This window comes from Pseudolactococcus raffinolactis NBRC 100932 (genome assembly GCF_001591765.1).
Lineage (GTDB): Bacteria > Bacillota > Bacilli > Lactobacillales > Streptococcaceae > Pseudolactococcus > Pseudolactococcus raffinolactis.
Window position 1 is genome coordinate 1 of the sequence record NZ_BCVN01000017.1, and the last position, 24,552, is coordinate 24,552.

General features: G+C 39.7%; 21 protein-coding genes. 2 read left to right on the top strand and 19 right to left on the bottom strand.

Annotation, left to right across the window (positions count from 1 at the left end; translation table 11 throughout):
- From LRA01S_RS06270 to LRA01S_RS06295, 6 genes are all read right to left on the bottom strand, one after another.
- On the bottom strand, nt 1-413 hold a 413-nt coding region (locus LRA01S_RS06270), incomplete at its 3' end, for a hypothetical protein (protein ID WP_156470225.1).
- A gap of 206 nt (nt 414-619) precedes the next feature.
- Nucleotides 620-877, bottom strand: coding sequence for an LPXTG cell wall anchor domain-containing protein (locus tag LRA01S_RS06275; protein ID WP_061774786.1), 258 nt, complete (start codon nt 875-877; stop codon nt 620-622).
- 18 nt (nt 878-895) lie between these two features.
- Entirely contained in the window at nt 896-1,501 is a 606-nt protein-coding gene (locus tag LRA01S_RS06280) for a hypothetical protein (protein ID WP_061774787.1), read from the bottom strand.
- Between the two features lie 1,315 nt (nt 1,502-2,816).
- Nucleotides 2,817-3,011, bottom strand: coding sequence for a hypothetical protein (locus LRA01S_RS11290; RefSeq protein WP_239519152.1), 195 nt, complete (start codon nt 3,009-3,011; stop codon nt 2,817-2,819).
- Nucleotides 3,012-3,576: 565 nt separating this feature from the next.
- Nucleotides 3,577-4,458 carry a fructokinase ScrK gene (scrK, locus tag LRA01S_RS06290; RefSeq protein WP_061774788.1) on the bottom strand — a complete coding sequence of 294 codons (882 nt, stop codon included), beginning with the start codon at nt 4,456-4,458 and terminating at the stop codon, nt 3,577-3,579.
- A 110-nt stretch (nt 4,459-4,568) separates the two neighbouring features.
- Entirely contained in the window at nt 4,569-6,515 is a 1,947-nt protein-coding gene (locus tag LRA01S_RS06295) for a sucrose-specific PTS transporter subunit IIBC (protein ID WP_061774789.1), read from the bottom strand.
- 204 nt (nt 6,516-6,719) lie between these two features.
- On the opposite strand from LRA01S_RS06295, the gene LRA01S_RS06300 reads away from it, so the two are divergent.
- Nucleotides 6,720-8,192: a sucrose-6-phosphate hydrolase gene (locus tag LRA01S_RS06300; RefSeq protein ID WP_082785410.1), complete on the top strand. Its 1,473-nt coding sequence runs from the start codon at nt 6,720-6,722 to the stop codon at nt 8,190-8,192.
- 38 nt (nt 8,193-8,230) lie between these two features.
- Complete coding sequence (locus tag LRA01S_RS06305; RefSeq protein WP_061774791.1) at nt 8,231-9,187, top strand: LacI family DNA-binding transcriptional regulator; 957 nt, start codon at nt 8,231-8,233, stop codon at nt 9,185-9,187.
- 299 nt (nt 9,188-9,486) lie between these two features.
- Here LRA01S_RS06305 and LRA01S_RS06310 read toward each other — a convergent pair whose 3' ends face one another.
- The 13 genes from LRA01S_RS06310 to LRA01S_RS06370 form a co-directional block, all read right to left on the bottom strand.
- On the bottom strand, nt 9,487-10,380 hold the full coding sequence (locus LRA01S_RS06310; RefSeq protein ID WP_061774792.1) for a Fic family protein: 894 nt from the start codon (nt 10,378-10,380) through the stop codon (nt 9,487-9,489).
- A 284-nt stretch (nt 10,381-10,664) separates the two neighbouring features.
- On the bottom strand, nt 10,665-12,629 hold the full coding sequence (locus LRA01S_RS06315; protein WP_061774793.1) for a KUP/HAK/KT family potassium transporter: 1,965 nt from the start codon (nt 12,627-12,629) through the stop codon (nt 10,665-10,667).
- A gap of 251 nt (nt 12,630-12,880) precedes the next feature.
- On the bottom strand, nt 12,881-14,173 hold the full coding sequence (gene purB, locus LRA01S_RS06320; RefSeq protein WP_061774794.1) for an adenylosuccinate lyase: 1,293 nt from the start codon (nt 14,171-14,173) through the stop codon (nt 12,881-12,883).
- A gap of 30 nt (nt 14,174-14,203) precedes the next feature.
- On the bottom strand, nt 14,204-15,262 hold the full coding sequence (purK, locus tag LRA01S_RS06325; protein ID WP_096824057.1) for a 5-(carboxyamino)imidazole ribonucleotide synthase: 1,059 nt from the start codon (nt 15,260-15,262) through the stop codon (nt 14,204-14,206).
- Nucleotides 15,255-15,749, bottom strand: a complete 495-nt coding sequence (gene purE / locus LRA01S_RS06330) for a 5-(carboxyamino)imidazole ribonucleotide mutase (protein ID WP_061774796.1) — start codon at nt 15,747-15,749, stop codon at nt 15,255-15,257. Before purE ends, purK begins: the two co-directional genes overlap by 8 nt.
- On the bottom strand, nt 15,742-16,995 hold the full coding sequence (purD, locus tag LRA01S_RS06335) for a phosphoribosylamine--glycine ligase (protein ID WP_061774797.1): 1,254 nt from the start codon (nt 16,993-16,995) through the stop codon (nt 15,742-15,744). Before purD ends, purE begins: the two co-directional genes overlap by 8 nt.
- 132 nt (nt 16,996-17,127) lie before the next feature.
- Complete coding sequence (gene dprA / locus LRA01S_RS06340; RefSeq protein WP_061774798.1) at nt 17,128-17,979, bottom strand: DNA-processing protein DprA; 852 nt, start codon at nt 17,977-17,979, stop codon at nt 17,128-17,130.
- Nucleotides 17,980-18,060: 81 nt separating this feature from the next.
- Complete coding sequence (locus LRA01S_RS06345) at nt 18,061-19,017, bottom strand: ABC transporter permease (protein WP_061774799.1); 957 nt, start codon at nt 19,015-19,017, stop codon at nt 18,061-18,063.
- Complete coding sequence (locus LRA01S_RS06350; protein WP_061774800.1) at nt 19,017-20,093, bottom strand: ABC transporter permease; 1,077 nt, start codon at nt 20,091-20,093, stop codon at nt 19,017-19,019. The genes LRA01S_RS06345 and LRA01S_RS06350 overlap by 1 nt, the downstream gene beginning before the upstream one ends.
- 2 nt (nt 20,094-20,095) lie before the next feature.
- Nucleotides 20,096-21,610: an ABC transporter ATP-binding protein gene (locus LRA01S_RS06355; RefSeq protein WP_061774801.1), complete on the bottom strand. Its 1,515-nt coding sequence runs from the start codon at nt 21,608-21,610 to the stop codon at nt 20,096-20,098.
- A gap of 148 nt (nt 21,611-21,758) precedes the next feature.
- On the bottom strand, nt 21,759-22,469 hold the full coding sequence (gene deoD, locus LRA01S_RS06360) for a purine-nucleoside phosphorylase (RefSeq protein WP_061774802.1): 711 nt from the start codon (nt 22,467-22,469) through the stop codon (nt 21,759-21,761).
- A complete protein-coding gene (locus tag LRA01S_RS06365; RefSeq protein WP_061774803.1) occupies nt 22,469-23,278 on the bottom strand; it encodes a purine-nucleoside phosphorylase in 810 nt (269 codons plus the stop codon). The genes deoD and LRA01S_RS06365 overlap by 1 nt, the downstream gene beginning before the upstream one ends.
- Before the next feature lie 2 nt (nt 23,279-23,280).
- Nucleotides 23,281-24,498 (bottom strand): phosphopentomutase, encoded by a 1,218-nt coding sequence (locus LRA01S_RS06370; protein ID WP_061774804.1) that lies wholly within the window; start codon nt 24,496-24,498, stop codon nt 23,281-23,283.
- Between the last annotated feature and the right edge of the window lie 54 nt (nt 24,499-24,552).

Sequence of the window (24,552 nt, forward strand, 5' to 3'; positions counted from 1 at the left end):
TTAAGATTATCAGCACTAGTTTCAAACAGCGACTGATCATAGCTTGTATCGTTGTATAAAATATAATGACCAGCGCCATCTAAGACTGTATTTTTATTGATATTTTTATTTTTATCGTTACCTCTATAAACAATATCACTTACTAATTGAATGTAGAGTGCATTACCAGATGTAATTGGTTTTGCCAATGCTGTTTGTAAATCTGAAACATTTGAAACTTGATATGGATTACTTTCTGTGCCATTCCCAGCTAAAGCAAGTGATTCAATTTCCTCTTCAGTATTTTGAATCTCAGTGGAAAAATTCGAACTACTTTCTGATGAAGGCGATAATAGCTCATCTGCATAGGTATAGATTCTTCCAAAAACAAACAGACAGAAAATTGTTAACACCATCTGAAATATCTTCTTCATTTAAATTCTCCTTTCTAACCTTTCCCCATTCCAACATATGTTAGATTCGTTGTGGTAATATAGCTACCTGATCTTTTGGGAGAACAAATTATTTTACTACCTAAACTTCAATGTTTACCTAAATAGTTAAACACGGTTCAAGTAAATCTCTAAGAGATAAACCAAATTTCAAACACCTTCGTTTTATATTTATTTACTGATGCTATCTACCACGCTTTAAGATTACATTTAGTATGAGCAAAGATCATTTTAGAGACAACTAACAAAACGAAAATTAAAATTAGAATAGCCAGACCAACAATAGGGAGAGCAACATGTTGACTTTCCCCCATTGTCGGCAAATCCTTTTGCTCCTGTACAATATAATTTGGTCCTTGATTATTATCTGTAGGTGGTTTTTCATGATCACCACCACTTTCGTCTTTCATCCCTAACTGACCAGAAACGGCTATTTCATTTTTCATGAAAATCACCTTCATTCATCAAAATGAGATGGCATCAAATTTCATACCCAGCGTATAATGCAATACCAGTGCTGTGGCTGATGTTGCAGTCCCACTAAATGTGAAGGTTGCTTTATTATCAACACCTGTTGCAACAGGATCAGAAGCTTTAAATTGATTGCCATTATTGGCAAGTGTGATTAACTCAGTAGATTTCGCAGTTATTGTACCATTTTTGATCAATTCTGTACTTGCTGATTTCGCAGGATTACCTGTTGTACCAGTTACATCAAGATTTAATTTAAAATCTGTTGGCATACCAGCATTATTGCTATCAGAAGTAAAGCTATCAGCTGTTACTTTAACTGGTCGTCCAGAGTTATTGACAATCGAATAAGTTGGTGCGTTGATATCTTTTTTAGCGGCTGTATTATAGAAAATTGTATCTGTTGGAATTGACACATTAATCCAAGCAGGATCGGTTTCAGGAATTGAGGTACCTGGATCGGTATTATCCGCCCCTAAAGTCCCCTTAACGGGAATATCTCCAGTTGATTTACCATCAACTGTTTGATCAGCTGAAACGGCTTGAACGCCCATAAGGACAGTCATTGAAATCATAAGTGTTGAAAGTATCTTTTTCATTTTTTCTCCTATTTTCATTGTTATTCTACCTAATTTTGATGTAACAATAACATGTCATTAACATTAATATTGCCACTTTTATAAAGGTTATGCTTTTTAATTTTGTCAATAGAATAATATAAGTTTAAATAATGTAACCTCATACTAGGTCACTTTTACCATTTTTTAAGCCTGCATTATCTCACTTCCTCTTTTTTTCTACTTCTACAAGATGTCAAACAATACCTCCTGTTTATCTATCAGTTATCATAATACGAACAAGTTGTGAAGCCAACATGAGCTCTTTTAACTAAAGCATACTATCTTTCACATAACTCCTTCTCTAACATCCCCAATCCTTTGCTTTACATTTTTAAACCCACATATTCTACCTTTGCTAACGTCTACCAAACTTGTTCATAAGAGATGCCAAGTATTTCTACATCCTTTGAAATAGATCTAATTAATAAATTTACTTACTGATTATTCCAATTTTTTGATATAAGTTATCAAGACTAGGACAAGTAACAATTGAGAGTTATTCCCCCCATCGCTGCAGCGATTCATTTCACTCCTCTAAAATTACTTATATTAATCAAGAAAGTAAACCATAGGGCAACATGAGTAAGCGCTTACAAAAACACAAATGACTGACGCCTTATCTAAGATAAAGCAAAAGTTATCCGGAAACTTTTTTTTCAAAATCTTTTGATGTGCCATCATAAATAAAATTTTTAAAATCCGCACTAAATTTTATTGTTATTTTTTTGCAAGTTACTTATCATCTAATTGCCTCTACAACTTATGACACATATGGAAATATAAAAACAAATATTTAATTAGTTTATTTTAATTTTATAGTTTTCTGTAATTAAACAATAATATTAAATCTCATTCATATTAAATATACTGACGTTATTTATAAAATGTCTATAAGTATGAACTTTTTATAGAATACTTGTCCTATAAAATAAAAAACTCTTCCCCATGATTCTGGGGAAGAGTTTTTTAAAGTATCCTGTCCTATGTTAATAAAACATAAACTTATATTTTGTTGATAACTTTTTGTCTATTGATTTTTTTTAGTTTACAGTGATCATGACACCAGCTGCAACTTCTCCCTTTTTAGCTTTTGTTTTAGGATCATATAAACTAAAACGTGCAGTCGATTTGTATGTGACCTTTGGTAATTTTTTTCTAGTTGAACACGAGTCACTTCTTCTCACATTTCAATAGAACCAGACGTATATATGACATTTTCATTTTTATTATCTGTAGTGACAACATATACCGAATAAAGGTTAGTCTAAGGATTTTTAATATTTAATTTACCACTTTAGGTCTGACTATTTATATCAGTCTTTGAATCAATCCTCAAACTAAACTTACTATCATCAGCTTTTTTCTTAGCTAACTCTGATAATTCTTTATCCGATATCTTCTTAGCATCATTTCCTTTTATCAAAAAATCAGCGCTGATGAGTGAAATAGTTTCTTTAGGTTTTGGTCTAAAAATAGTGTAAAAAGGCATAACATCCTAATAATAATAATAAAAGAAAATTAGCAGTATCAATAACATTTTTTCTTCTTTTTGTTGATCTTTAGTCTTTTTTTTCGTTCATATACGACTCCTATTATTTATAATAGGAGTGAATTAACTGTCAAAGACAGCTATGATGTCCCCCTATTTTACTAAAAAATAATATTTCTCAACTAATTTTTACTTAAGTCATTATATTAGTATAAAAGAGAGAATCAGTAAACTCATAACGACAAGTTGCTTTTTCAAACAACTTCATAGATACATTTTCTAAAGCAACATTGACTTGTGTAGTGTTTCAAAGGTCTCATCTCAAAATTTTTTTAATAATATATTCAACATTCATTTTAATTTAAGTGTTATTTTTTGAAAAGGAATATAAAGAGTAACTCTTTCTAGTAATTATAAGTAGATAAAAGTATTTGCTTAGGCTGCGAAAATGTCAATTTTTGATAATATTCAAAAAAAGAATCGTATGCGATATGATACGACGCTTTTTCGAATATTATCAAATTATATTTTTCAACAGGATATATTTACTTTGAGTTTTTTTGAATCAATTATTTCTATCATATTCTCTTTTTGCCAAAGCGAAATTCCCAACAGTTGCTGACGCATTATTGGCAATACTTGGAACTTGTAAATATGCCGATAACTCAGGAACTGAAACATAATCGTTTAGGAGTTCCGCAAATTGTTTACGGACGCGTTGCATCATATGTTCTTGTGCCATGACCCCACCACCAAAAATAATTTTTTCAGGTCGGAGCGTCAAAGTCGTTGTTACAGCCGCTTGTGCAATGTAATAGGCTTGAATATCCCAGACATGTGAATCTAATCTGATATTTTCACCCCGAACACCAGTCCGAGCTTCAAGTGATGGACCTGCTGCGACACCTTCCAAGCAATCACCGTGGTAAGGACAGACACCCGCAAATGCTAAGTCTTCTGGATGACGTTTGACAAACATATGTCCCATTTCTGCATGAGAAATACCACCGATAAATTCACCATCTTGGATGGCACCCGCTCCAATACCTGTTCCGATTGTAAAATAAACCAAGCTCTTAAGTGATGGATCTAATAATTGTTCACCAAAGGCTGAGGAATTCACATCTGTCGTAAAAAACATAGGTAAATCCAGCTGGTCCCTCAAGAAACCAATCATATCAAAATTCGCCCAATGAGGTTTAGGTGTTGTTGTCACGAAACCATAGGTTTCAGATCCCCTATCAATATCAATCGGCCCGAAACTACCAACCGCAATCGCCACAACAGATGATCCAAATTGTTTAAAGAAATCAACTGCCTGTTGCAAAGTTTCTTCTGGTTTTTCTGTTGGAAATGTCGCACTTTCAAGAATCATCAACTCTTCATTGCCGACTGCACAGACAAACTTTGTGCCACCTGCTTCAATACTACCAAATAATTTGCTCATTTTACCTCTCAATTGAGTTGACTTACAACTCTTTCCTTTCTTCTTGTAAACGTTTCCTACATTTTAACATAATCCCAAACAAATAACCGATATAATCGGTTATTTTAGTTTTATTTTGCTACAGGGGCAGTCGTTTGGATAATAGCTTGACCAACCGTAACAGTTTGATTATCAATCCCTTGAACTTCTGCAAATGACATGGTATTGGTCACAATGACCATCACTGTCGCTTCATATCCGGCAGCTTTAATTTTATCAATATTGAAAGTACCTAATAAGTCACCTTTCTTCACAACTTGACCTTGTTTGACTTGTGTTGAGAAGCCGTCACCTGCCATTTGTACCGTGTCAATGCCGATATGCAGCAGAACCTCTGCACCATTAGCAGTCAAGAGACCATAGGCATGCTTGCTGTCATTTGTGACTGTCAAAGTTCCATCAGCTGGTGCATAAATTTCACCTACAGTTGGTTCAATTGCAATCCCTTTACCCATCAATCCTGATGAGAAGACTTGATCTTTAGTTTCAGAAAGTTGGATAGCTTGTCCTGTCACAGGCGCAAAGAGTTCTTCAGCTAAAACACCTTCAGATGTTTTGACAATATTAATATCTTGAGCTGTTGTTCCTGTCGTTGCGACATTAGCAGGTACATCCATGCGACCTTTACCATAGATATAAGTCGCTAAGAATGCAAGGACGAAGCTGACCGCAATACCAAGCATGAACATTGGAATGCTAGCAGGTTTGATCGCAATAAAGCCGATGATTCCCGCAGGCCCAAGTGATACGCCACGCACACCTGCAAATCCCATGATGGTAGAGGCAATGCCGGCTGCACCGAGACCGATAAAGAATGGGAATTTGAGTTTGAGGTTGACACCAAACATAGCTGGTTCAGTAATCCCTAGCATAGCAGAGAAAGCTGAAGATGATGCGAGACCTTTTTGTTTTTCGTTTTTCGTCAAGAAGAAGATGGCAAATGTTGCAGCACCCTGAGCAACGTTTGCTGCAGCCGCGATTGGGAAGATGAAGTCACCCCCAGTTTTTGCAATATCAGCAAGTAGAGAAGTTTCAATCGCTGGAAATGATTGGTGCAAACCAGTCAACACAATTGCTGAATAGCCAAGACCAAAGATACCATAGCCTACACCTCCTAGTGTATTGACGAGCCAAACGAGACCATCAGTCATTCCATTTGAGATACCACGAAGGACAGGACCAACTACTGCAAATGTCACAAAACCTGTAATAATAACGGCTAACATCGGTGTGAAAGTAAAGTCAATCGCATTTTTCAAATGCTTATGGAAGAATTTCTCAAGCGTTGCCAAAATCCAAGCCACACCAATGACTGGTAAGACTTGACCTTGATAACCGGCTTGGGCGATTTTGAAACCAAAAACATCCCAGTACGGCATTTTGTTTGAAGCAATGGCTTCTGCTACACCGTAACCATTAACGAGGCTAGGCATTACCAACATCATACCTGCTGCTGCCCCAAGATAAGGATTACCGCCGAAACGTTTCGTTGCTGAAAATCCGATTAAAATAGGTAGGAAAGCAAATGGTGCCGAGGCCATAAGATTGACAATCTCAGCAAACCCTTGAATACCTGGGACCATCTCAACAATAGACTGAGGACCAAAGAGACCTTGACCTGTCAAAACATTGTTCAAGGCCATCAAGAGACCGCCTGCAACCAAAGCAGGAATCAATGGTACGAAAATATCTGATAAGACTTTAATCAACTTCATAAGTGGATTTGTTTCAGTGTTGGCAACGTCTTTCAGCTCATCTTTCGACACTTCGCCAACTCCAGTAATCGCTACCAATTCTTTGTAGACAGTATTTACATCACCTGGTCCGACGATGATTTGATACTGACCATTGGCTTCAAATGTCCCTTTCAAATCTGCATCATCGTCAAGCGCTGCTTGATCAATGTTAGCTGTGTCTTTAACAACTAAACGCAAACGTGTGGCACAGTGGGCTGCTGCGACGAGGTTATCCTCGCCAAGTGCTGCCGCAACTCGTTTTGCTACTTCTTTGTGATCCATAGAAATTCCCCTTCAAATTGTTACATGATAATTCAAGTCATAGAAAATCATTTCTACAAATCAAATTTCAAAGTTCACTTAAAACAATGTCGTTGCGATATCAATTGTCAAACGTTTGATACCGCTTACATTTTAAATTATAACCTGTTTCAAAAACATTGTCAAGCGTTTGACATAGAATTTTTTTTGCATTATAATTTGATTATGATAACTAAAAAAGATTACTCAAAACCTTGGACTTCTGCTGAGCGCTATCGTGCTTATGCTGACTACTCACCTGAGTTTATTGCTGACCTCACAACTGCTGTCGCAAGCTCAGCTTACAAAAATACTTATCACATTCAGCCAAAGACTGGTTTACTAAATGACCCAAATGGCTTCTCCTACTTTAATGGGAAGTACCATTTATTTTACCAGGTCTTCCCTTATGGGCCAGTTCACGGCCTCAAATCTTGGGCGCTGATGACATCAACGGACCTGATTCATTGGACTGATGAAGGGTTGAAACTCTTCCCTGATACCGTCTTTGACTCACATGGGGCTTATTCTGGCTCTGCTCTCGCTCTTTCTGATGACGAACTCTTCATTTTCTATACCGGCAACACGCGCGGTACAGATGGCTCACGTGATGCTTATCAAAACGGTGCCATCTACAGCAAATCAGGTGACGTTCAAAAATTTGATGCCCCACTTCTTCGAACACCAGCAGGTTATACCGACCATTTCAGAGACCCCATGATTTTCGATGCCAATGGTCAGAAATTTGCTATCATCGGCGCACAAACGTGCGATGAAGCAGGTGTTGTCGTCTTAGCTCAGGCAAATGACGATAGTTTAACGTCTTGGGACTACGTAGGACAAGTTCAGTTTACCCAAGAAAAGATGGGCTACATGATTGAGTGTCCTAATCTCATCTTTATTGACCAAAAAGCCGTTCTCTTATTCTGCCCACAAGGTCTTGATAAATCAATTGCTGACTATGATAATGTCTTTCCTAATATGTATGTCATTGCAGATAGCCTTGATACTGAGTCTGCATCGCTTGCTCAACCAAGTGCGCTCCATAATCTGGATGATGGGTTTGAAGCCTATGCCACACAGGCTTTCAACGCTCCTGACGGTCGTGTCTTAGCCTCTTCTTGGTTGGGCTTGCCTGATCTCGATGTGCCTTCAAACGAAGACGGATGGCAAGGCATGCTCAGTCTGGTTAAAGAACTAACACTGAAAAATGGTCAACTTTACCAGTTCCCGGTAGTAGAGACTCTGGCGTTACGTCACGACCAACAAACAATCATGCTATCAGAAGTTGCCACTACCATTGGCACCAATAGTTATGAACTTGAGATTGAAGTAACTGAGGATAATGAACTCTATCTTTTTGCTGATGCTGACAATTCTTCTCATCTTTCGCTCAAAATCGATGTGAAAAATGGTAAAATAGAACTTAATAGAGCAAATCTTCCTGTTAGCTGGGCTGAAAATTATGGTACGACGCGTTCAACACATGTCGCACCTGGCAAAGTCAAACTCAATCTCTTTGCGGATACATCATCACTTGAAATTTTTGTCAATGATGGTGAAAAAGTTATGTCTAGTCGTATTTTCACAGCACCAGAAAACACTTATTTGTTCGCCAAAAATAGCCTTTCTGCTAATGTTTGGCAACTAAAAAAATAAGGAAAAATTGAGTCCTCAATGGCTCATGAAATAAATTTATGGCAAATCTAAACGATGTCGCAAAAATTGCAGGCGTCACCCCTACTACTGTTTCGCGCGTCATCAATATGCGTGGTTCCCTGTCTCAAAAAACGATTGATCGTGTGCATGCTGCCATGCGGGAATTGAACTATCAACCCAATGCCATGGCACGTTCTTTGCAGGGTAAGAAATCACAGTTGATTGGCCTGATCTTTCCATCCGTCGCCTATCCCTTTTATGGCGAGATTATCCATGCGATTGAGTCTAAGCTTTTTGCGCGTGGTTATAAGGCGATTTTGTGTGACAGTGAAAATGATCCTGTTAAAGAACGTGCTTATCTGACCATGCTCATGGCCAATCAGGTTGATGGCATTATCACCAGTTCACACAACAAGGAAATTCATGAGTATGAAAATGATAACCTGGCCATCGTTGCCTTTGACCGATATTTGGCAGATGGAATTCCTATTGTTTCTTCTGATAATTTGGCAGGTGGTGAACTAGCGACAACCTATCTTTATGCGCAGGGTTGTCGTAAGATTGCCATGGTCGCTGGTGTTTCTGATACCATCAGCCCAACACAAAACCGTAGCTTGGGCTATCAGAACACGATGGCTGAAAAACAGCTCACGCCCCTCATTCATTATTTGGCAAGAGAAAGTGACCTCAGCCAAAGACGCGAGAGCATTCGTCAATTTTTAGTTGATCAAGCACCTGACGGCGTCTTTTGCTCAGATGATTTGACCGCCGTGATTGTCCAAAATCTTGCGACGACGCTTCATTTAGATGATCTCAAAGTTGTCGGTTATGATGGCACACAGGTCATTCAAAGTTTTATGCCAAGTCTATCAACCATCGTTCAGCCCATTGATGAGTTAGCCGAACTCATGGTTAAAATTCTGATTCAAAAAATTGAGGATGAAAACTTTACACCTCAAGCTAATTACGTGCTGCCCGTGACATTAAAAAAATAAGAGTGGGACAAAAGTTTTTAGTCACTAAAAGAGGAAGGTAAACTAGGCAATGAAATCAAAACTGCCAGTTTGCTTTTCTCTTTTTTCGTACTGTTTTGCAGAAAGACTACCAATTTGGTAGAGAATCAGCGATTTTTTAACCGATTTCGAATTGTTTCTTATGAAATGATTATGTTGCTTTACAATCAAAAAGCTATACAAAAATAGGCTATGGTCAATTCCAATTAACATTGAAGATTGTTCATAGCTTATTTTTTGAGGATTTTTGTCCCAGCCTTTTTTTTAACTTACTATTTGCGTTAATCCGATAACATCGATAAATATATATCCAATCTCTCATTCACATATCCCGAAAATAATTTTGTCATTGCAGATAAATTATGGTTAACAAAATACTCGTCAAACGCCAGATAATAATTGATTCTATCTGTAAATTTTATATTAATCGGTGGATAGCCTGCTTTCATCAACTCAAGGTTCACTAACAATCTCCCAGTTCTACCATTGCCATCAATAAAAGGATGAATCCCTTCAAACTCAATATGAAACTTCGCCAATCTCAATACAATATGTTCATCACTTTCTTGATATCTTTTCATCAAATCTGCCATGTGCGGTAAAATTAAGTATGGTTGTACTGGTTCATGTGCTGCACCCATGATACGTACTGGAACTTTTCTATAAATCCCTCTATCCTCTTTTTTATCAACTAAAACCAAATAATGAATTTGTTTAATAATACTTTCGCTTAAAGGTGTATTTGATTTTACCAAATCATTGACAAATTCAAATGCTTCCTTATGACCAATTGCCTCCATGTGATCTTTTAAGGGCTTTTTATCAATCGTCAAGCCTTTTAAAACCATATCAGTCTCACGAAGTGTTAAAGTGTTACCTTCAATTGCGTTTGAATTATAGGTATTTTCAACAATAAATTCTTCCGTAAGTCTTTCTAGCTCACCTGAAGTTAATGGCCGTTTTGAATCAAGTTGACGTTTTTTATCATCAATCATTTTTAATTGATTTTCTCTTGACTTATAACGAGCATCTATGGGTTTAGGTGAATCTTGCGGAATTTTCCAATTACGCCCTTCTTGAAAAGCACCTGATATTTTTCCCTCAGCACAAAGAACCCGAACACGTCTATCCGAAATTCCCCATTTTTCAGCTGCCTGTTTTACCGTAATATACACTTGTCACACCTCCAATTTACACTAATTATATCTTTTTATCGGAACAATAACAAATTATCGGAACAACATATTTGTGATTATCGGAACAATAAGACTACTTGCTCTTCTCCTTAAATATAGAAAAAAGAATCTAGAAATTTTCGTAATTTCTAGATTCTTATATATTTTATGCTTAGGCTCAATCTCGCCAATCCAACTCTGACCACTCGTCTCTCAAGATACCAAATTTAACTGAATCCCAGTATTGATTTTGCCAAAAACGAACCTTGCGAATTCTACCTTCTTCAGTCGATTCTCTCTAACTGAGGCTTACGACATTCACCAATGACGAGTGGTGTCCGCTCAACTAAGACTTCGCTAAATTCCAGTCCGAACCATCTCGCTGGTGTCACCGTGATTTGACGAATGGCAAATTTGGTTTGCATAATCAAACGTGACCAGTTAGACAATTCACCGGCATGAGAAAGCTCTTCATTGAGCATGACAAATCTAAAGTCACCGACTTCACGATTTTCAGAGACTGAGTAAGTCTGTACTTGTTTTTTAATTTCACCTGATGCCATCAATTCTGATACAATCTGACGTAGATAGACATTAACTGACTGACTCACTCTAAATCCTAAGTGCAATTTGACAAGCACCACATAATCAGTTCCCAGTGTGTCAATTTCATACTGTTTGGTGAAAGGTTCGTCTGTAACAGAAACGTTGACAAACCAATATACATGAGCACGTTTCGGATTTCTATCCAATATAGAATATAGAATTGGCGCATCTATTTCATCATCCACCATGTACTTGGTTAAATAAACGACATTGGTTTGCAAGATAGGGAGTGAGTGATCGTTTCTCAAATGATCCAGTTGAGATAGGTAATCTTTAACAGGCAGATGCTCGACTAAACCGTCTGTAATCTGACTACCCTTGTACCAAATATACATGATCACGATAATGGCAAGTGCGATCAAGACCGCGACATAACCACCATGTACAAACTTGTCCAAACTTGACAGCAAGAAAATCATCTCGATACCAGCAAAGAAAATCGGTACAGCAATCGCAAAGAATGCCTTGGCACGTGTCTTCAAATAATAATGCAGTAAGAAGGTGGTCATAAGCATAGTCACTGTAATCGACAGGCCATATGCTGCTTCCATTTTTGTAGATGATTGGAAAACAATCACAACGATAGATGTCGTTACCCATAATAAGAAGTTGACGACTGGAATATATTGTTGATTACGACTCTTACCAGGATAAAGGACATGCAAGCGTGGCAGAATTTTCAAGCGCATGGCTTCGCTGACAAGTGTGAAAGAACCCGTAATTAAGGCCTGAGATGCGATAATCGCAGCCAGTGTCGCAAAAAGCACTGCTAAAGGCATCAAAGGATCCGCAATCATTTGGAAAAATGGATTCATCTCTTTGAATTGATGAATGTCAGTTGATAAGAGATAAGCGACTTGACCAAAGTAATTGATGATCAAGCTGATTTTGACATAGGGCCAGCTTAAATGAATATTCGATTTCCCAACATGGCCTAGGTCACTGTACAATGCTTCTGCACCTGTTGTGGCTAAAAAGACATTGCCTAGAATGAATAGGCCCAAGTGATTATCAGGACTAAATAATAGCTTGATGCCATAGATTGGATTTAAAGCTCTTAAAACGGATAGATCTTGGAGCAAGTTGGCAAACCCTGAAACCAAAAGGAAGGTAAACCAAAGGAACATGATTGGCCCAAATAATTTACCGACCGTATCCGTCCCAAAGCGTTGAAAACTAAAGAGGATTAAGAGAATGGTCAAGGTAATGATCACAATCACATTCTGCGAATAGCCAAAAATTTCTGTAAAAATCGGCAGGGTTCGCAAACCTTCTATGGCACTAGTGACTGTAACCGCTGGTGTTAAAACGCCATCCGCAAGGAGGGCTGCACCACCAATAATCGCAGGAATAATTAAAAATTTACCCATGGGTCGAACGAGCGCATAAAGTGAAAAGATGCCGCCTTCGCCTTTATTATCAGCATTCAGCGCAATCATGACATATTTGACGGTTGTGAGTAGTGTAATCGTCCAAAAAATCAAGGAAACACTGCCGAGTAATAAGTTCTCATTAATCTCGCCATGATTACCTGCGATCAGGCCTTTCATGACATAAAGTGGGCTAGTACCAATATCACCATAGACGATCCCCATGGCTATCAATAGGCCAGCAGTTGACCACTTTTTATTTATCTTCTTCATTTCTAAATACCTTCCTCGGAAATTTTAGGCACAAAAAAACCTAAATGTCCTGATCATTTCTGTTGAAATATAGAACACCTAAGTCTTGCAATTTAAGAATAAACCAGTGATAATAACTTACCACAGAAATGTTGATTTATTCAGTCGTATACGACCTGCTACTCCCTTAAGTCAATAGAGTTCATTTTAACAGGATAGTGGACCATTGTCAAGAAATAACACTAGTAAAACTAGCCTATTTTTGCGCTAACTTACAAGCCAATCCGATCAAAGACTTCGTCCACTCGACTAGCATAATAAGTCGGATCAAACAGGTCTTCTATCTCAGACTCAGTCAAGACTGACATCACTTGCGCGTCAGATAAAAGTTGTGGTTTAAAATCTACTTGATTGTCCCATGAGTAAGCTGTTTTTGGCTGAACCAAATCATAAGCAGTTTCACGTGTCATCCCTTTTTCGATGAGTTTGAGCATCACACGTTGGCTATAAATCAAGCCAAAAGTACTGTTCATGTTACGAATCATATTCTCTGGGAAGACAGTCAGATTTTTGACAATGTTACCAAAACGATTCAACATGTAGTTCATCAAAATCGTTGTATCCGGTGTAATAATCCGTTCAGCTGAGCTGTGTGAAATATCACGTTCATGCCACAAGGCAATATTTTCATATGCTGTCACTGCATGACCACGAATCACGCGCGCAAGGCCAGTCATGTTTTCAGAACCGATTGGATTACGTTTGTGTGGCATAGCTGAACTGCCTTTTTGACCTTTAGCAAAGAATTCCTCTACTTCACGTTGCTCAGATTTTTGCAGGCCACGGATTTCAGTCGCCATGCGTTCAATAGATGATGCGATAATCGCTAAAGTGCTGAAATACTCCGCGTGCAAATCACGTGGCAAGACTTGAGTTGAGATCTCTTGGGCAGTAATGCCTAGTTTGCCACAGACATAGCTTTCCACGAATGGTGGGATATTGGCAAAGTTACCAACAGCACCTGAAATTTTACCCGCTTCAACGCCACGCGCTGCATGTTCAAAACGCTCAATGTTACGTTTCATCTCTGAGTACCACGTCGCCAATTTCAAACCAAAAGTCGTAGGTTCTGCATGCACACCATGGGTACGGCCCATCATGATCGTAAACTTATGTTCACGCGCTTTATCAGCAATAATTGCTGTAAACCGGTCAAGGTCAGCACGCAATACATCGTTAGCTTGTTTAAAGAGATAGCCATAGGCCGTATCTACAACGTCAGTCGATGTCAATCCATAATGGACCCACTTACGTTCTTCACCTAAACTTTCAGATACCGCACGTGTGAAGGCCACCACATCATGACGTGTTTCTTGTTCAATTTCAAGAATCCTATCCACATCAAAAGTTGCCTTTTCACGAATCTTCGCGACATCTTCTTTCGGGATTTCTCCCAATTCTGCCCAAGCTTCATCAGCCAAGATTTCAACCTCAAGCCAAGCTTGATATTTATTTTCTTCAGTCCAAATAACTGACATTTCTGGGCGGGAATAACGTTCTAACATGTTTTTATGTTCCTTTTCTCTTATAAACTCTTATAAACTTATCGCACAGTCATCTGTCAAAATTGTCACATGACCCATTTTGCGATTTTCCTTTGCTTCAATTTTACCATACAAATGCAAATGTGCGCTCGGATTTTCTGTCGCAAAATGTTGTGCAGCTGACAAATCCTGACCTAAAACTTGCAGCATAACAGCTGGGGACAGTTGCGCTACCTTTGGTAATGGTTCACCCAAAATACCACGGATATGCAAATCAAATTGTGAAAAATCACACGCTTCAATCGTGGCATGACCAGAATTATGCGGCCGCGGCGCGATTTCATTGACCAAAATATCATGATTGGTCACAAACATTTCCACACACAAGGTACCTGATAATTGCAAGGCTTGAGCGATTTTAAGCGCCATACTTCTCGCTTCTTCTGCTAAATACTTAGAAATTCTTGCAGGCATGATCGTTTTATCTAGGATATTGTTACGGTGCATATTTTCACAAACTGGAAAAACCGAAAACTCAGTCCCATTACCAGAAACAATGACAGAGATTTCCTTTAGAAAGCTGACAAATTCTTCACTGACACAGGGTTGAAGATCCGCAAGATCACGCGCTTCTTCCCAGTCGACAACATTCTCCACAACGACTTGACCATGGCCATCATAACCACCTGTTGCCGTCTTGACGACATGTTTTTTAGACAAATCTAGATCGTTTAAATCTTCTAATGTATTGATGACTGTATATGGTGCTACTTTGACACCAGCTTTGGTCAAAAAATCTTTTTCAAAAATGCGATTTTGAGAAATACGGAGTAAGTCTAAACCTTGCGGTAATTTATCTTCATAAGGGGCTAAAGCATCTGCTGAAACATTTTCAAACTCATAGGTCAGCACATCAGCACGTGCTGCTAACTTGGCAATTGCAGCCGTATCATCATACTTAGCAACAATTTGTTCTGCTACAAGCGAAGCAGGACAATTTGGATCTGGATCAAGGGTAATAACCTTATGCCCCATATAAGTCGCAGAAATAGCCATCATTTGTCCCAGCTGACCGCCACCGATAATCCCAATCGTTTTCATATCAGTCAAGTTCCTCACTACTTTCTATCACAGCTTGTTTTTGATCTTCACGGAACTTAACCAGACGATTTGCCAAATCATCATCCGAAATAGACAAGGTTTGAAGTGCATAGAGCCCAGCATTTTGTGCCCCAGACTCACCAATGGACATGGTTGCTACTGGTACACCACCTGGCATTTGAGCGATGGATAAAAGTGAATCTAAACCATTTAAGGCACGTGACTTAACAGGCACACCAATAACTGGTAGTGTTGTTTTAGCTGCTACCATTCCTGGTAAATGTGCTGCACCACCAGCCCCTGCAATGATGATTTGGATGCCACGGTCACGTGCTGTTTCAGCAAATTCGAACATCAAATCTGGTGTTCGATGGGCTGAGACGACTTTCTTTTCATAGGCAATGCCAAATATGTCAAGCACGTCTGCTGCCTTTTTCATGGTTGACCAATCAGACTTGCTACCCATGATGATGGCAATTTTAGGTTGATTAAACATTTGCTTTATCTCCGATATCGTTTCTATAAAAGAGTCCTGTTGTATCTTGCGCTTTTAATTCTTTGTAGAGGATAGCTTGTGCGTCAGATACTGTATCAGCTGACGTTTCTAAAAGATAAACGCGACCACCATTTGTGACGAGTTGACCATTAACATTAGATGCTACCCCTGCATAGTAAGTGGTAATGTTTCCCGTCGTTTTCTCAGGTATCTTAATACCTTTGGCATAATCCCCTGGATAACCTTCAGAAGCGACGACAATGCCTAATGTAACACCGCCATTGAACCAAGTGAAATTAGGGGTTTGGTCTGCTAATAAATCTCGCATGTTGACCGCAAAGTCCGATGTCAGACGTGGCAATATAACTTGCGTTTCAGGATCCCCGAAACGCGCATTAAATTCAATGACTTTGGGGCCGTCTGCTGTTAAAATCAAACCTGCATATAAAATACCTGTGTAGGGACGGCCTTCGGTAATCATTCCATTGACAACGGGTTTAATAATCGTCTCAACTGCCGTGTCAACGACTGATTGTGGTAAGTGTGGTACTGGCGAATAAGCGCCCATACCGCCTGTATTAGGGCCTTTATCGTTGTCATAGGCTCGTTTGTGGTCCTGGGCTGTCGGCATCATGTAAAATTTATCATTTTTTACAAAGGAAAAAAGTGAAAATTCTTCACCAGCTAAAAATTCTTCAACAATAACACGTGACTTACCAAATTTGTTATTTTCGAGGACATCGCGGGTGAAATCTATTGCTTCTGAGACTGTTTCAGCGACAACTACGCCTTTACCAAGTGCTAGGCCGTCAGCCTTGATGACAATTGGTGCACCTTTAGCCTCAATATAAGCAGAGGCTTGATCAAATTCACTGAAAGTCTTGTGATCAGCAGTAGGCACACCATATTGATTCATGATTTGCTTGGCGAAATCTTTTGACCACTCTAGTTCTGCTGCGCGTTTGGTCGGACCAAAAACAGATAGACCTGCCGCTTCAAAGTCATCAACAATCCCAGCTGCTAAAGCATCATCTGGTCCTACAAAAGTAAAGGAGATGTCATTTAACTTTGCAAATTCAATCAGTTCAGCATGTTGAGCAATGCTAAGTGCGACGGTTTCAATCCCATCCAAGATCATGCCTGCATTGCCTGGTGCAGCATAAACAGCTGTCACTTCAGGACTATCTAGTAATTTTTTTGCAATCGCATGTTCGCGCCCGCCTGAGCCTATGACAAGTAATTTCAAGATTTTTTCCTCTTTATGCTCTCTTTTACATTATTTTGTTTCATTCTATCATGATTATCAGTTAAAAATGGTAAAAACAGGACAAAAAACCTAAAATCCGATTAAAATGTTCGGTTTTCTATTACCTAATCATCACATGTCGTACTCCATTAATATATCTCGACCATGGAAAATCAGTTTTGCACCTTCCTGAATCAAATGGTGGCAGCCATCTGACACCCCATCTATGATATTACCTGGAACGGCAAACACATCTCTCCCCTCTTCCATAGCCCGCTCACAGGTAATCAAACTACCTGAGCGGAGCTTGGCTTCTGTCACTAATACACCACGAGATAGACCTGCAATAATTCGATTACGCTCTGGAAAATGATACTTCAAAGGTTTTTCATCTGGCCCATATTCTGATAAAAGGAGCTGATGTTTTGCGATATAAGCCTGCAGTTGATAATTTTCTCGTGGATAATTCACATCTAACCCTGTTCCAATCACAGCAATTGTCTTACCACCATTTTTCATAGCAGCAATATGACTAGCTGTATCAATGCCGCGTGCTAAGCCACTAACAATCACAAAGCGATCTTGCAATTCTTTGATGATCTTCTGAACACTGGCAACCCCTACTTGACTGCAATCTCGACTGCCAACAAAACCCAGTTTGGTCTGATGAAGCAAGCTCAAATCTCCCTGATAAAAAAGTAAGACGGGCGGATTATAAATTTCTCGCAAAGCTTCAGGATAGACCTTATCCTGAATTGAGAAAGACGGAAATTTCTGAAACTCCTCTCGTATGGCTTTTATGTCAAATGATCGGAATTTTTCCCAAAAATGAGCTGACTGTTTCATCTTAACTTGTCGAATAAAGGCTGGTAAACAGACCAAGGGGTTTCTTTCTTGACTGTCTGCAACTAGGGTTAAAAACTGATAAACCATTAAGTTTGACATGCCAGCTTTTTTTAAGCGATAGATATCGAAATTTTGCATAAAAATAGTCCTTTCAATATCATATACGAAAAAAAGCTACGATTGCTCGCAACTTTTTGACTAAATCTAAAATATTTTTGATTATTTAGATTTGATATAGTTAATCCCATTAGCTTTAGGACCAGTTGACTTACCAAGGAAGATGGCAAGAACCAGAATTGTCAAGACATAAGGGGCAATTTGCAAGTAAACACTTGGAATACTTGAAATCACAGGAATTTGTGTGCCGACAACTGAAAGACTTTGAGAAAGGCCAAAAAAGAGACTCGCAAGCATAGCACCAATCGGGTTCCACTTACCAAAAATCATAGCAGCCATGGCGATGAAACCTTGCCCTGCAATCGTAGAACCACTAAAGTTAACTGAGATTTGTTGGGCAAAAACTGCGCCACCGAAGCCACCAAGCACACCAGAGATCATAACACCTGAGTAGCGCATCAAATAGACGTTGATTCCAAGTGTATCTGCTGCTTGTGGGTGTTCACCGACTGACCGCAGACGTAAGCCAAAACGTGTCTTAAACAAGACGAACCATGCGATAAACGATACGGCAATGGCAACATAACCAATCAAAGATGTCTGTTTAAAGAATATTTTACCGATGACTGGAATCTTGTTTAAAAGCGGAAAGTCCCAGTAACCAAAACTCTGTTGAATGTTATCTGTTTGGCCTTTGCCATAGAAGACTTTAACCAAGAAAACAGCTAGTGCTGGTGCCATAAGGTTGATTACCGTACCAGAAATAATGTGGTCAGCTCGGAAATTTATCGTTGCCACGGCATGGAGCAAGGAAAAGATCAGCCCAATCAAGCCTGCAAAAAGGAGGGCGATCCAAGGAGTGGCTTTACCAAAGGTACCTGCGAAAGTCAGGTTAAAGACGACAGATGAGAAGGCACCCATAATCATGATTCCTTCGAGACCAACATTGACAATCCCACTACGCTCTGAGAATGTGCCACCTAAACTGGTAAAAATCAAAGGTGTCGCATAGATCAACATAGAAGAGATTAGAATTTGAAAAATCGTTGTGATTGTCATCAGCTCTCACCTTCCTTCTTAGCCACTTTTTTAGGCAATTGCGGCAAAATTTTCTCAATGACAAACTTAATCCCAACAAAGAAAATGATACTTGCAATCACAACATTGACAATTTCTGCTGGAATACCTGTTACGTTCATTCCAGGAGCCCCAACTTTCAAAATCGAGAAGAGGAAGGCTGCTAGTAGAATACCGATAGGTGAATTTTCACCTAATAAGGCGACTGCCATCCCATCAAAACCGATAGATAGACTTGAATATTGGACGAAGAAGTTTTGGAATGTTCCTAAACCTTCCACAACACCACCTAAACCAGCTAGGCCACCAGCCATTAACATCGAAACAATAATCGTCCGTTTAGAGGAAATTCCTGCAGATTCAGAGGCATTTGGATTTAAACCAACTGCACGAATCTCAAAACCGAGCGTTGTGCGTTTGAAAATAATCGCAACAATGATAATCGCAATAATCGCAATAAAAATACCGATATTAAGCCGAGAATTATTCGTGATTGATGTTAAAAATGAGTTTCTAAATGTTGCATTGGCACCAACTTGAATCGTTGAGTCTTTGGATGCCATGAGTTTTTTGGCAAATCCATAATGCACCAAATAAGTCGTTACTAGTAAAATGATATAGTTCATCATGATCGTCACAATCACTTCACTCGTCCCTAGAAAGGCTTTCAAAAAGCCAGGTATGGCAGCCATCATGGCACCCCATGCCGCACCAATGATAATCACAAGTGGAATCATGATGGCACGTGGTAAATCTGGAAAGCTAAGTGCAAACCAGACCGAAGAAATCCAGCCAGCCAAGGCTTGACCAGACATCCCGATATTGATCATGCCAGCTTTCATGGCAACCGCAAAGGATAGGGCTGTCAAAGTTAATGGCCCCATGCTGCGGAAAATTTCACCGATGGACTTACTGTTCCCAAAAGCCTGAGTCAGCAAATCTTCATAGCCCCAAAGTGGGTTGTAACCAAATACCAGCATGATGATGGCGCCTAGCAAGAAACCAGCGACAACAGCGATAACTGGCACAAGGCCTTTTCGAATTGATAAATTTTTCATGTTTACCCTTTGCCTCCTACCATCATCACACCAAGCGCTTGTTTTGAAGTTTCCCGAGGATCAACAATGCCCTGAATTTGACCATCATGAATGACTGCAATTCTATCTGAGACATTTAAAATTTCATCCAGCTCATATGACACGACTAGAACTGCCTTGCCTTCATCTCTGGCACGGATCAAACGTTTGTGGATATATTCAATCGCACCAACGTCTAAGCCACGCGTTGGTTGACTCACAATCATTAAATCTGGATTACGATCAATTTCCCGAGCGATGACAGCTTTTTGCTGATTACCACCAGAAAGAGATGCTGCTGAGACGAGTTCACTTGCACCACGAACGTCAAATTCAGTCATGAGGTCACGCGCATGGCGGTTAATTTCTTTATAGTTTAACAAACCATGACGGCTTAATGGTGCCTGATAGTAAGTTTGTAAGCTGATGTTCTCAGCAACAGTCATCGCAAGAATCAAACCATCACGATGTCGGTCTTCTGGAATATGCGCCACTGACATTTCAGTAATTTGACGTGGTCTGAAGTTAGCAACATTTTGACCTTTAACATCAATTTGACCACTCTCAACATGCTGAAGTCCCGTAATGGCACGGACTAACTCACTCTGACCATTACCGTCGATGCCCGCGATACCTACAATCTCACCCGCATGGACCTGCAAAGAAAGGGACTTAACGGCTTGGGCTCCCCGACTTTCGTTAACGACTAAATCCTTGATGTCGAGGACGACTTTTCCTGGATTGGCGGCTTTTTTCTCCGTCACAAAAGAGACGCTGTGGCCGACCATCATTTCTGCAAGTTCTTTACTTGAACGTCCTGCAACGTTAACTGTTTGGATTGATTTCCCACGACGAATGACGGTCACACGTTCTGCAACCGCACGAATCTCATCAAGTTTATGGGTAATCAAGATGATTGATTTTCCTTCTTTGACGAGATTTCGCATGATCTCAAGGAGTTCTAAGATTTCTGCGGGTGTTAAGACGGCAGTTGGCTCATCAAAGATGAGGATGTCCGCTCCTCTATAAAGTGTTTTTAAAATCTCAACCCTCTGTTGCTGACCGACATTAATATCTCTAACTAAGGCATCAGGTTTGACCTCAAGCCCATACTTTTGAGATAGTTCTAGAATTTCTTTTTCGGCTTTTTTGATGTCTAATTTGCCACCATGGACTGTTTCATTGCCCAAGATAATGTTCTCAGTGACTGTAAAAGCATCCACTAACATAAAATGTTGGTGAACCATCCCAATCCCAAGTTTGCTCGCCTTTGATGGTGAATCAATTTTTTCCAATTCACCATTGACCAAGATTTCACCAGAGGTCGGTTCCAGTAAACCAGATAGCATGTTCATGAGGGTTGACTTTCCTGCACCGTTCTCGCCTAAAAGCGCATGGATTTCACCTTTTCTAACTTGCAAATCAATCTGATCATTTGCAACAAATTCTCCAAAAATTTTAGTGACTTTGCGCATTTCTATAACATTTTGTGCTGTCATAAAAACTCCGTTCTACTATTTTGTCCATTTTATTATACCATATTTGCGATTGCTGAATGTATACGATTTCATCTAAACTCAAAAAATTCTAGGCATTCCCTAGAATTTTAAGTCAAAATTCAAGTTAATTAAGTTTTGATTATTCAACTCATGCTTTGGCGATGAGGGTTTCAAGTCCGACTTGCATCATATCTGTAAAGGTTTTTTCGCGCTCTTCAGCAGTCGTATCTTCATCCAACACAAGGCTATCTGAAATGGTCATTAAACTCAAGGCCTGCACTTGATGTTTAGCTGCCAAGTAATAAAGCGCAGCGGCCTCCATCTCAACAGCTTTAACACCCATAGTACCGAGCTTAATGTTTTTATCGAATAGATCAGAGTAAAATAAGTCTGCAGACAGCACATTACCAACGTGAGTGGTCACACCCATGTCTTTGGCAATGTGATAAGCTGTGTCTAGCAAGTCAAAATCAGCGATTTGGGGCAGGTCATACTCAGGCCAATCATTTTGGATAATGCGAGATGTCGTTGCAGCGGCTTGAGCAAGGACTAATTCACGAACGTGAACGTCTTTAGACAGCGAGCCAGCAGTTCCCACACGGATCAATTTTTTGACGTCGTATTCTGTGATCAATTCATGCGCATAGATGGAAATAGAGGGCATCCCCATACCAGTTCCCATGACTGACACACGCTCACCTTTATAGGTGCCCGTATAACCAAACATGTTTCGAATTTCATTAAACAAGACAGGATTTTCTAAGAAATTCTCAGCGATAAATTTTGCACGCAAAGGATCTCCTGGTAACAAAATCTTATCTGCAATGTCACCTTTTTGAGCAGCAATATGGATTGACATTAGAGTTCCTCCAAAATTTCCTTGATCAACGTTTTAAAGGTCTCTTTAATCCGTGTAGTCACTTCTACAACTTCTTCGTGATTGAGTTCAGCTTGTTTACCAGCCGCATGGTTGGTAATCGCAGAAATTCCAAGGACACGCAAACCAGAGTGAACGGCAATAATCACTTCTGGCACAGTCGACATCCCGACAGCATCCGCACCGATCGTTTCAGCGAAACGAATTTCGGCAGGTGTTTCATAAGTTGGCCCAGTGAAGCCCATATAGACACCTTCTTGTAAGTCAATACCTACACGATCAGCAACAACTTTCGCTGTCGCTTGATAGGCTTTATCATAGGAACTTGACATATCAGGGAAGCGTGGTCCATAAGCATCCAAGTTTTCACCGATGAGTGGGTTTTGACCTGTAAAGTTAATATGATCATTGATCAACATCAAAGTACCAGGACCATGTGTGACACCACCTGCAGCGTTAGTGACAACGATACCAGTCGCATCAAGTTCAGCCATGACACGAACTGGGAAAGTCACAACATCGAGTGGGTTACCTTCATAAAAGTGGAAACGACCTTGAAGTGCCAGTACTTTTTTACCTGAAAGTGTGCCGTAGACTAACTTGCCAGCATGGCCAGCAACTGTTGATTTACCCCAGTTCGGGATGTCAGCATAGTCGATGACGACTGGATTTGAAATCTCATCTGCAAGCTCACCTAAACCTGATCCTAAGATCAAACCAAAATCAACTTCTTTTACACCTTGTTCTTGTAGGAAAACAACAGTTTCCTTTATTTTATCCATCATGGTCATGATTATTTTAAGTCTCCTAAGAATGATTGGCCGTTTTCTGTCGCAGCAACGCCAAAGTTTTCGGCTACAGTTGCTGAAATATCAGCATAGTGGCCAACGTTTAATACGCCTTGTCCTGTGAAGGCTTTGCTGTAAGCAAGCAATGGCACATATTCACGTGTGTGGTCAGTTCCGACATAGGTTGGGTCATTACCATGGTCAGCTGTGATTAACAACAAATCATTGTCGCCCATAGCAGCATAGATTTCTGGTAATCTCGCATCAAATTCATTAATGGCATTACCGTAACCAGCAACATCACGACGGTGTCCAAAAAGGGCATCGAAGTCAACCAAGTTAGTGAACGAGAAACCTGTTTCGAAGTCTGGTAACTTCAAGGTTTCAATCAAGCGATCAACACCTGCCATATTACTTGCGGTATGACCCATGTCATGGTTAATCCCAACACCATTAAAGATGTCGTTGATTTTACCAACAGAGTAAACACCAACGCCTGCTTCATTAAGGCTATCTAGTACTGTGTGACCAAATGGTGATAACGCATAGTCATGGCGGTTTGGTGTGCGTGTGAACTTACCTGGTGTGCCAACATAAGGTCGCGCGATGATCCGACCGATCATGTAAGGATCATCCAAGGTAATTGAGCGCACGTATTCACAAATTTTATAAAGTTCTTCCAATGGAATAATATCTTCATGCGCAGCGATTTGCAAAACTGGATCGGCTGACGTATAAATAATCAACTCTCCAGTTTCCATTTGGCGCGCGCCGAAATCTTCAATGACTGCAGTACCAGAATATGGCATATTGGCTTCACGAATGATCTTGCGACCAGAGAATGCTTCGATTTTTTCAAGTAAGTCTTCTGGGTAGCCTTCAGGGAAAACACGAAATGGCACTTGGATGTTCAAGCCCATAATTTCCCAGTGACCAGTCATCGTATCTTTACCACGTGAAATCTCTTCTAGTTTTGTCGCATAACCAGTCAGTTGATCTGTGGCAACTTGTTCTACACCAACAAGGGCTTTGTCACGTGGAATATGGCCTAAGCCAAGTTTTGCCATGTTTGGCACGTTCAGAGTAAAGTTTTCTGAAATGTGACCCAGTGTATCTGACTGCGTATCGTTTGTATCGTGGTTGAAAAATTCATCTGCATCTGGTGCAGCTCCGATTCCAACTGAATCCATAACGACTAAGTGAATCCGATTAAATTTTGACATATCTTACTTCTTTCTAATAGTTAAAAGACAGTGCCTAAAAGCAAGCACTGTCTT

Excerpts from the sequence above, each read along its gene's own strand:
- purE (WP_061774796.1), bottom strand. The coding sequence starts at position 15,749 with ATGTTTAATCAACCTAAAATTGCCATCATCATGGGTAGCAAGTCTGAT.
- dprA (WP_061774798.1), bottom strand. The coding sequence starts at position 17,979 with ATGCAAAATTTCGATATCTATCGCTTAAAAAAAGCTGGCATGTCAAAC.
- LRA01S_RS06280 (WP_061774787.1), bottom strand. The coding sequence starts at position 1,501 with ATGAAAAAGATACTTTCAACACTTATGATTTCAATGACTGTCCTTATG.
- LRA01S_RS06370 (WP_061774804.1), bottom strand. The coding sequence starts at position 24,498 with ATGTCAAAATTTAATCGGATTCACTTAGTCGTTATGGATTCAGTTGGA.
- deoD (WP_061774802.1), bottom strand. The coding sequence starts at position 22,469 with ATGTCAATCCATATTGCTGCTCAAAAAGGTGACATTGCAGATAAGATT.
- LRA01S_RS06275 (WP_061774786.1), bottom strand. The coding sequence starts at position 877 with ATGAAAAATGAAATAGCCGTTTCTGGTCAGTTAGGGATGAAAGACGAA.
- LRA01S_RS06300 (WP_082785410.1), top strand. The coding sequence starts at position 6,720 with ATGATAACTAAAAAAGATTACTCAAAACCTTGGACTTCTGCTGAGCGC.
- LRA01S_RS06355 (WP_061774801.1), bottom strand. The coding sequence starts at position 21,610 with ATGACAGCACAAAATGTTATAGAAATGCGCAAAGTCACTAAAATTTTT.
- LRA01S_RS06350 (WP_061774800.1), bottom strand. The coding sequence starts at position 20,093 with ATGAAAAATTTATCAATTCGAAAAGGCCTTGTGCCAGTTATCGCTGTT.
- LRA01S_RS06315 (WP_061774793.1), bottom strand. The coding sequence starts at position 12,629 with ATGAAGAAGATAAATAAAAAGTGGTCAACTGCTGGCCTATTGATAGCC.
- LRA01S_RS06295 (WP_061774789.1), bottom strand. The coding sequence starts at position 6,515 with ATGGATCACAAAGAAGTAGCAAAACGAGTTGCGGCAGCACTTGGCGAG.
- LRA01S_RS06345 (WP_061774799.1), bottom strand. The coding sequence starts at position 19,017 with ATGACAATCACAACGATTTTTCAAATTCTAATCTCTTCTATGTTGATC.
- LRA01S_RS11290 (WP_239519152.1), bottom strand. The coding sequence starts at position 3,011 with ATGCCTTTTTACACTATTTTTAGACCAAAACCTAAAGAAACTATTTCA.
- LRA01S_RS06365 (WP_061774803.1), bottom strand. The coding sequence starts at position 23,278 with ATGACCATGATGGATAAAATAAAGGAAACTGTTGTTTTCCTACAAGAA.
- purB (WP_061774794.1), bottom strand. The coding sequence starts at position 14,173 with ATGTTAGAACGTTATTCCCGCCCAGAAATGTCAGTTATTTGGACTGAA.
- LRA01S_RS06305 (WP_061774791.1), top strand. The coding sequence starts at position 8,231 with ATGGCAAATCTAAACGATGTCGCAAAAATTGCAGGCGTCACCCCTACT.
- scrK (WP_061774788.1), bottom strand. The coding sequence starts at position 4,458 with ATGAGCAAATTATTTGGTAGTATTGAAGCAGGTGGCACAAAGTTTGTC.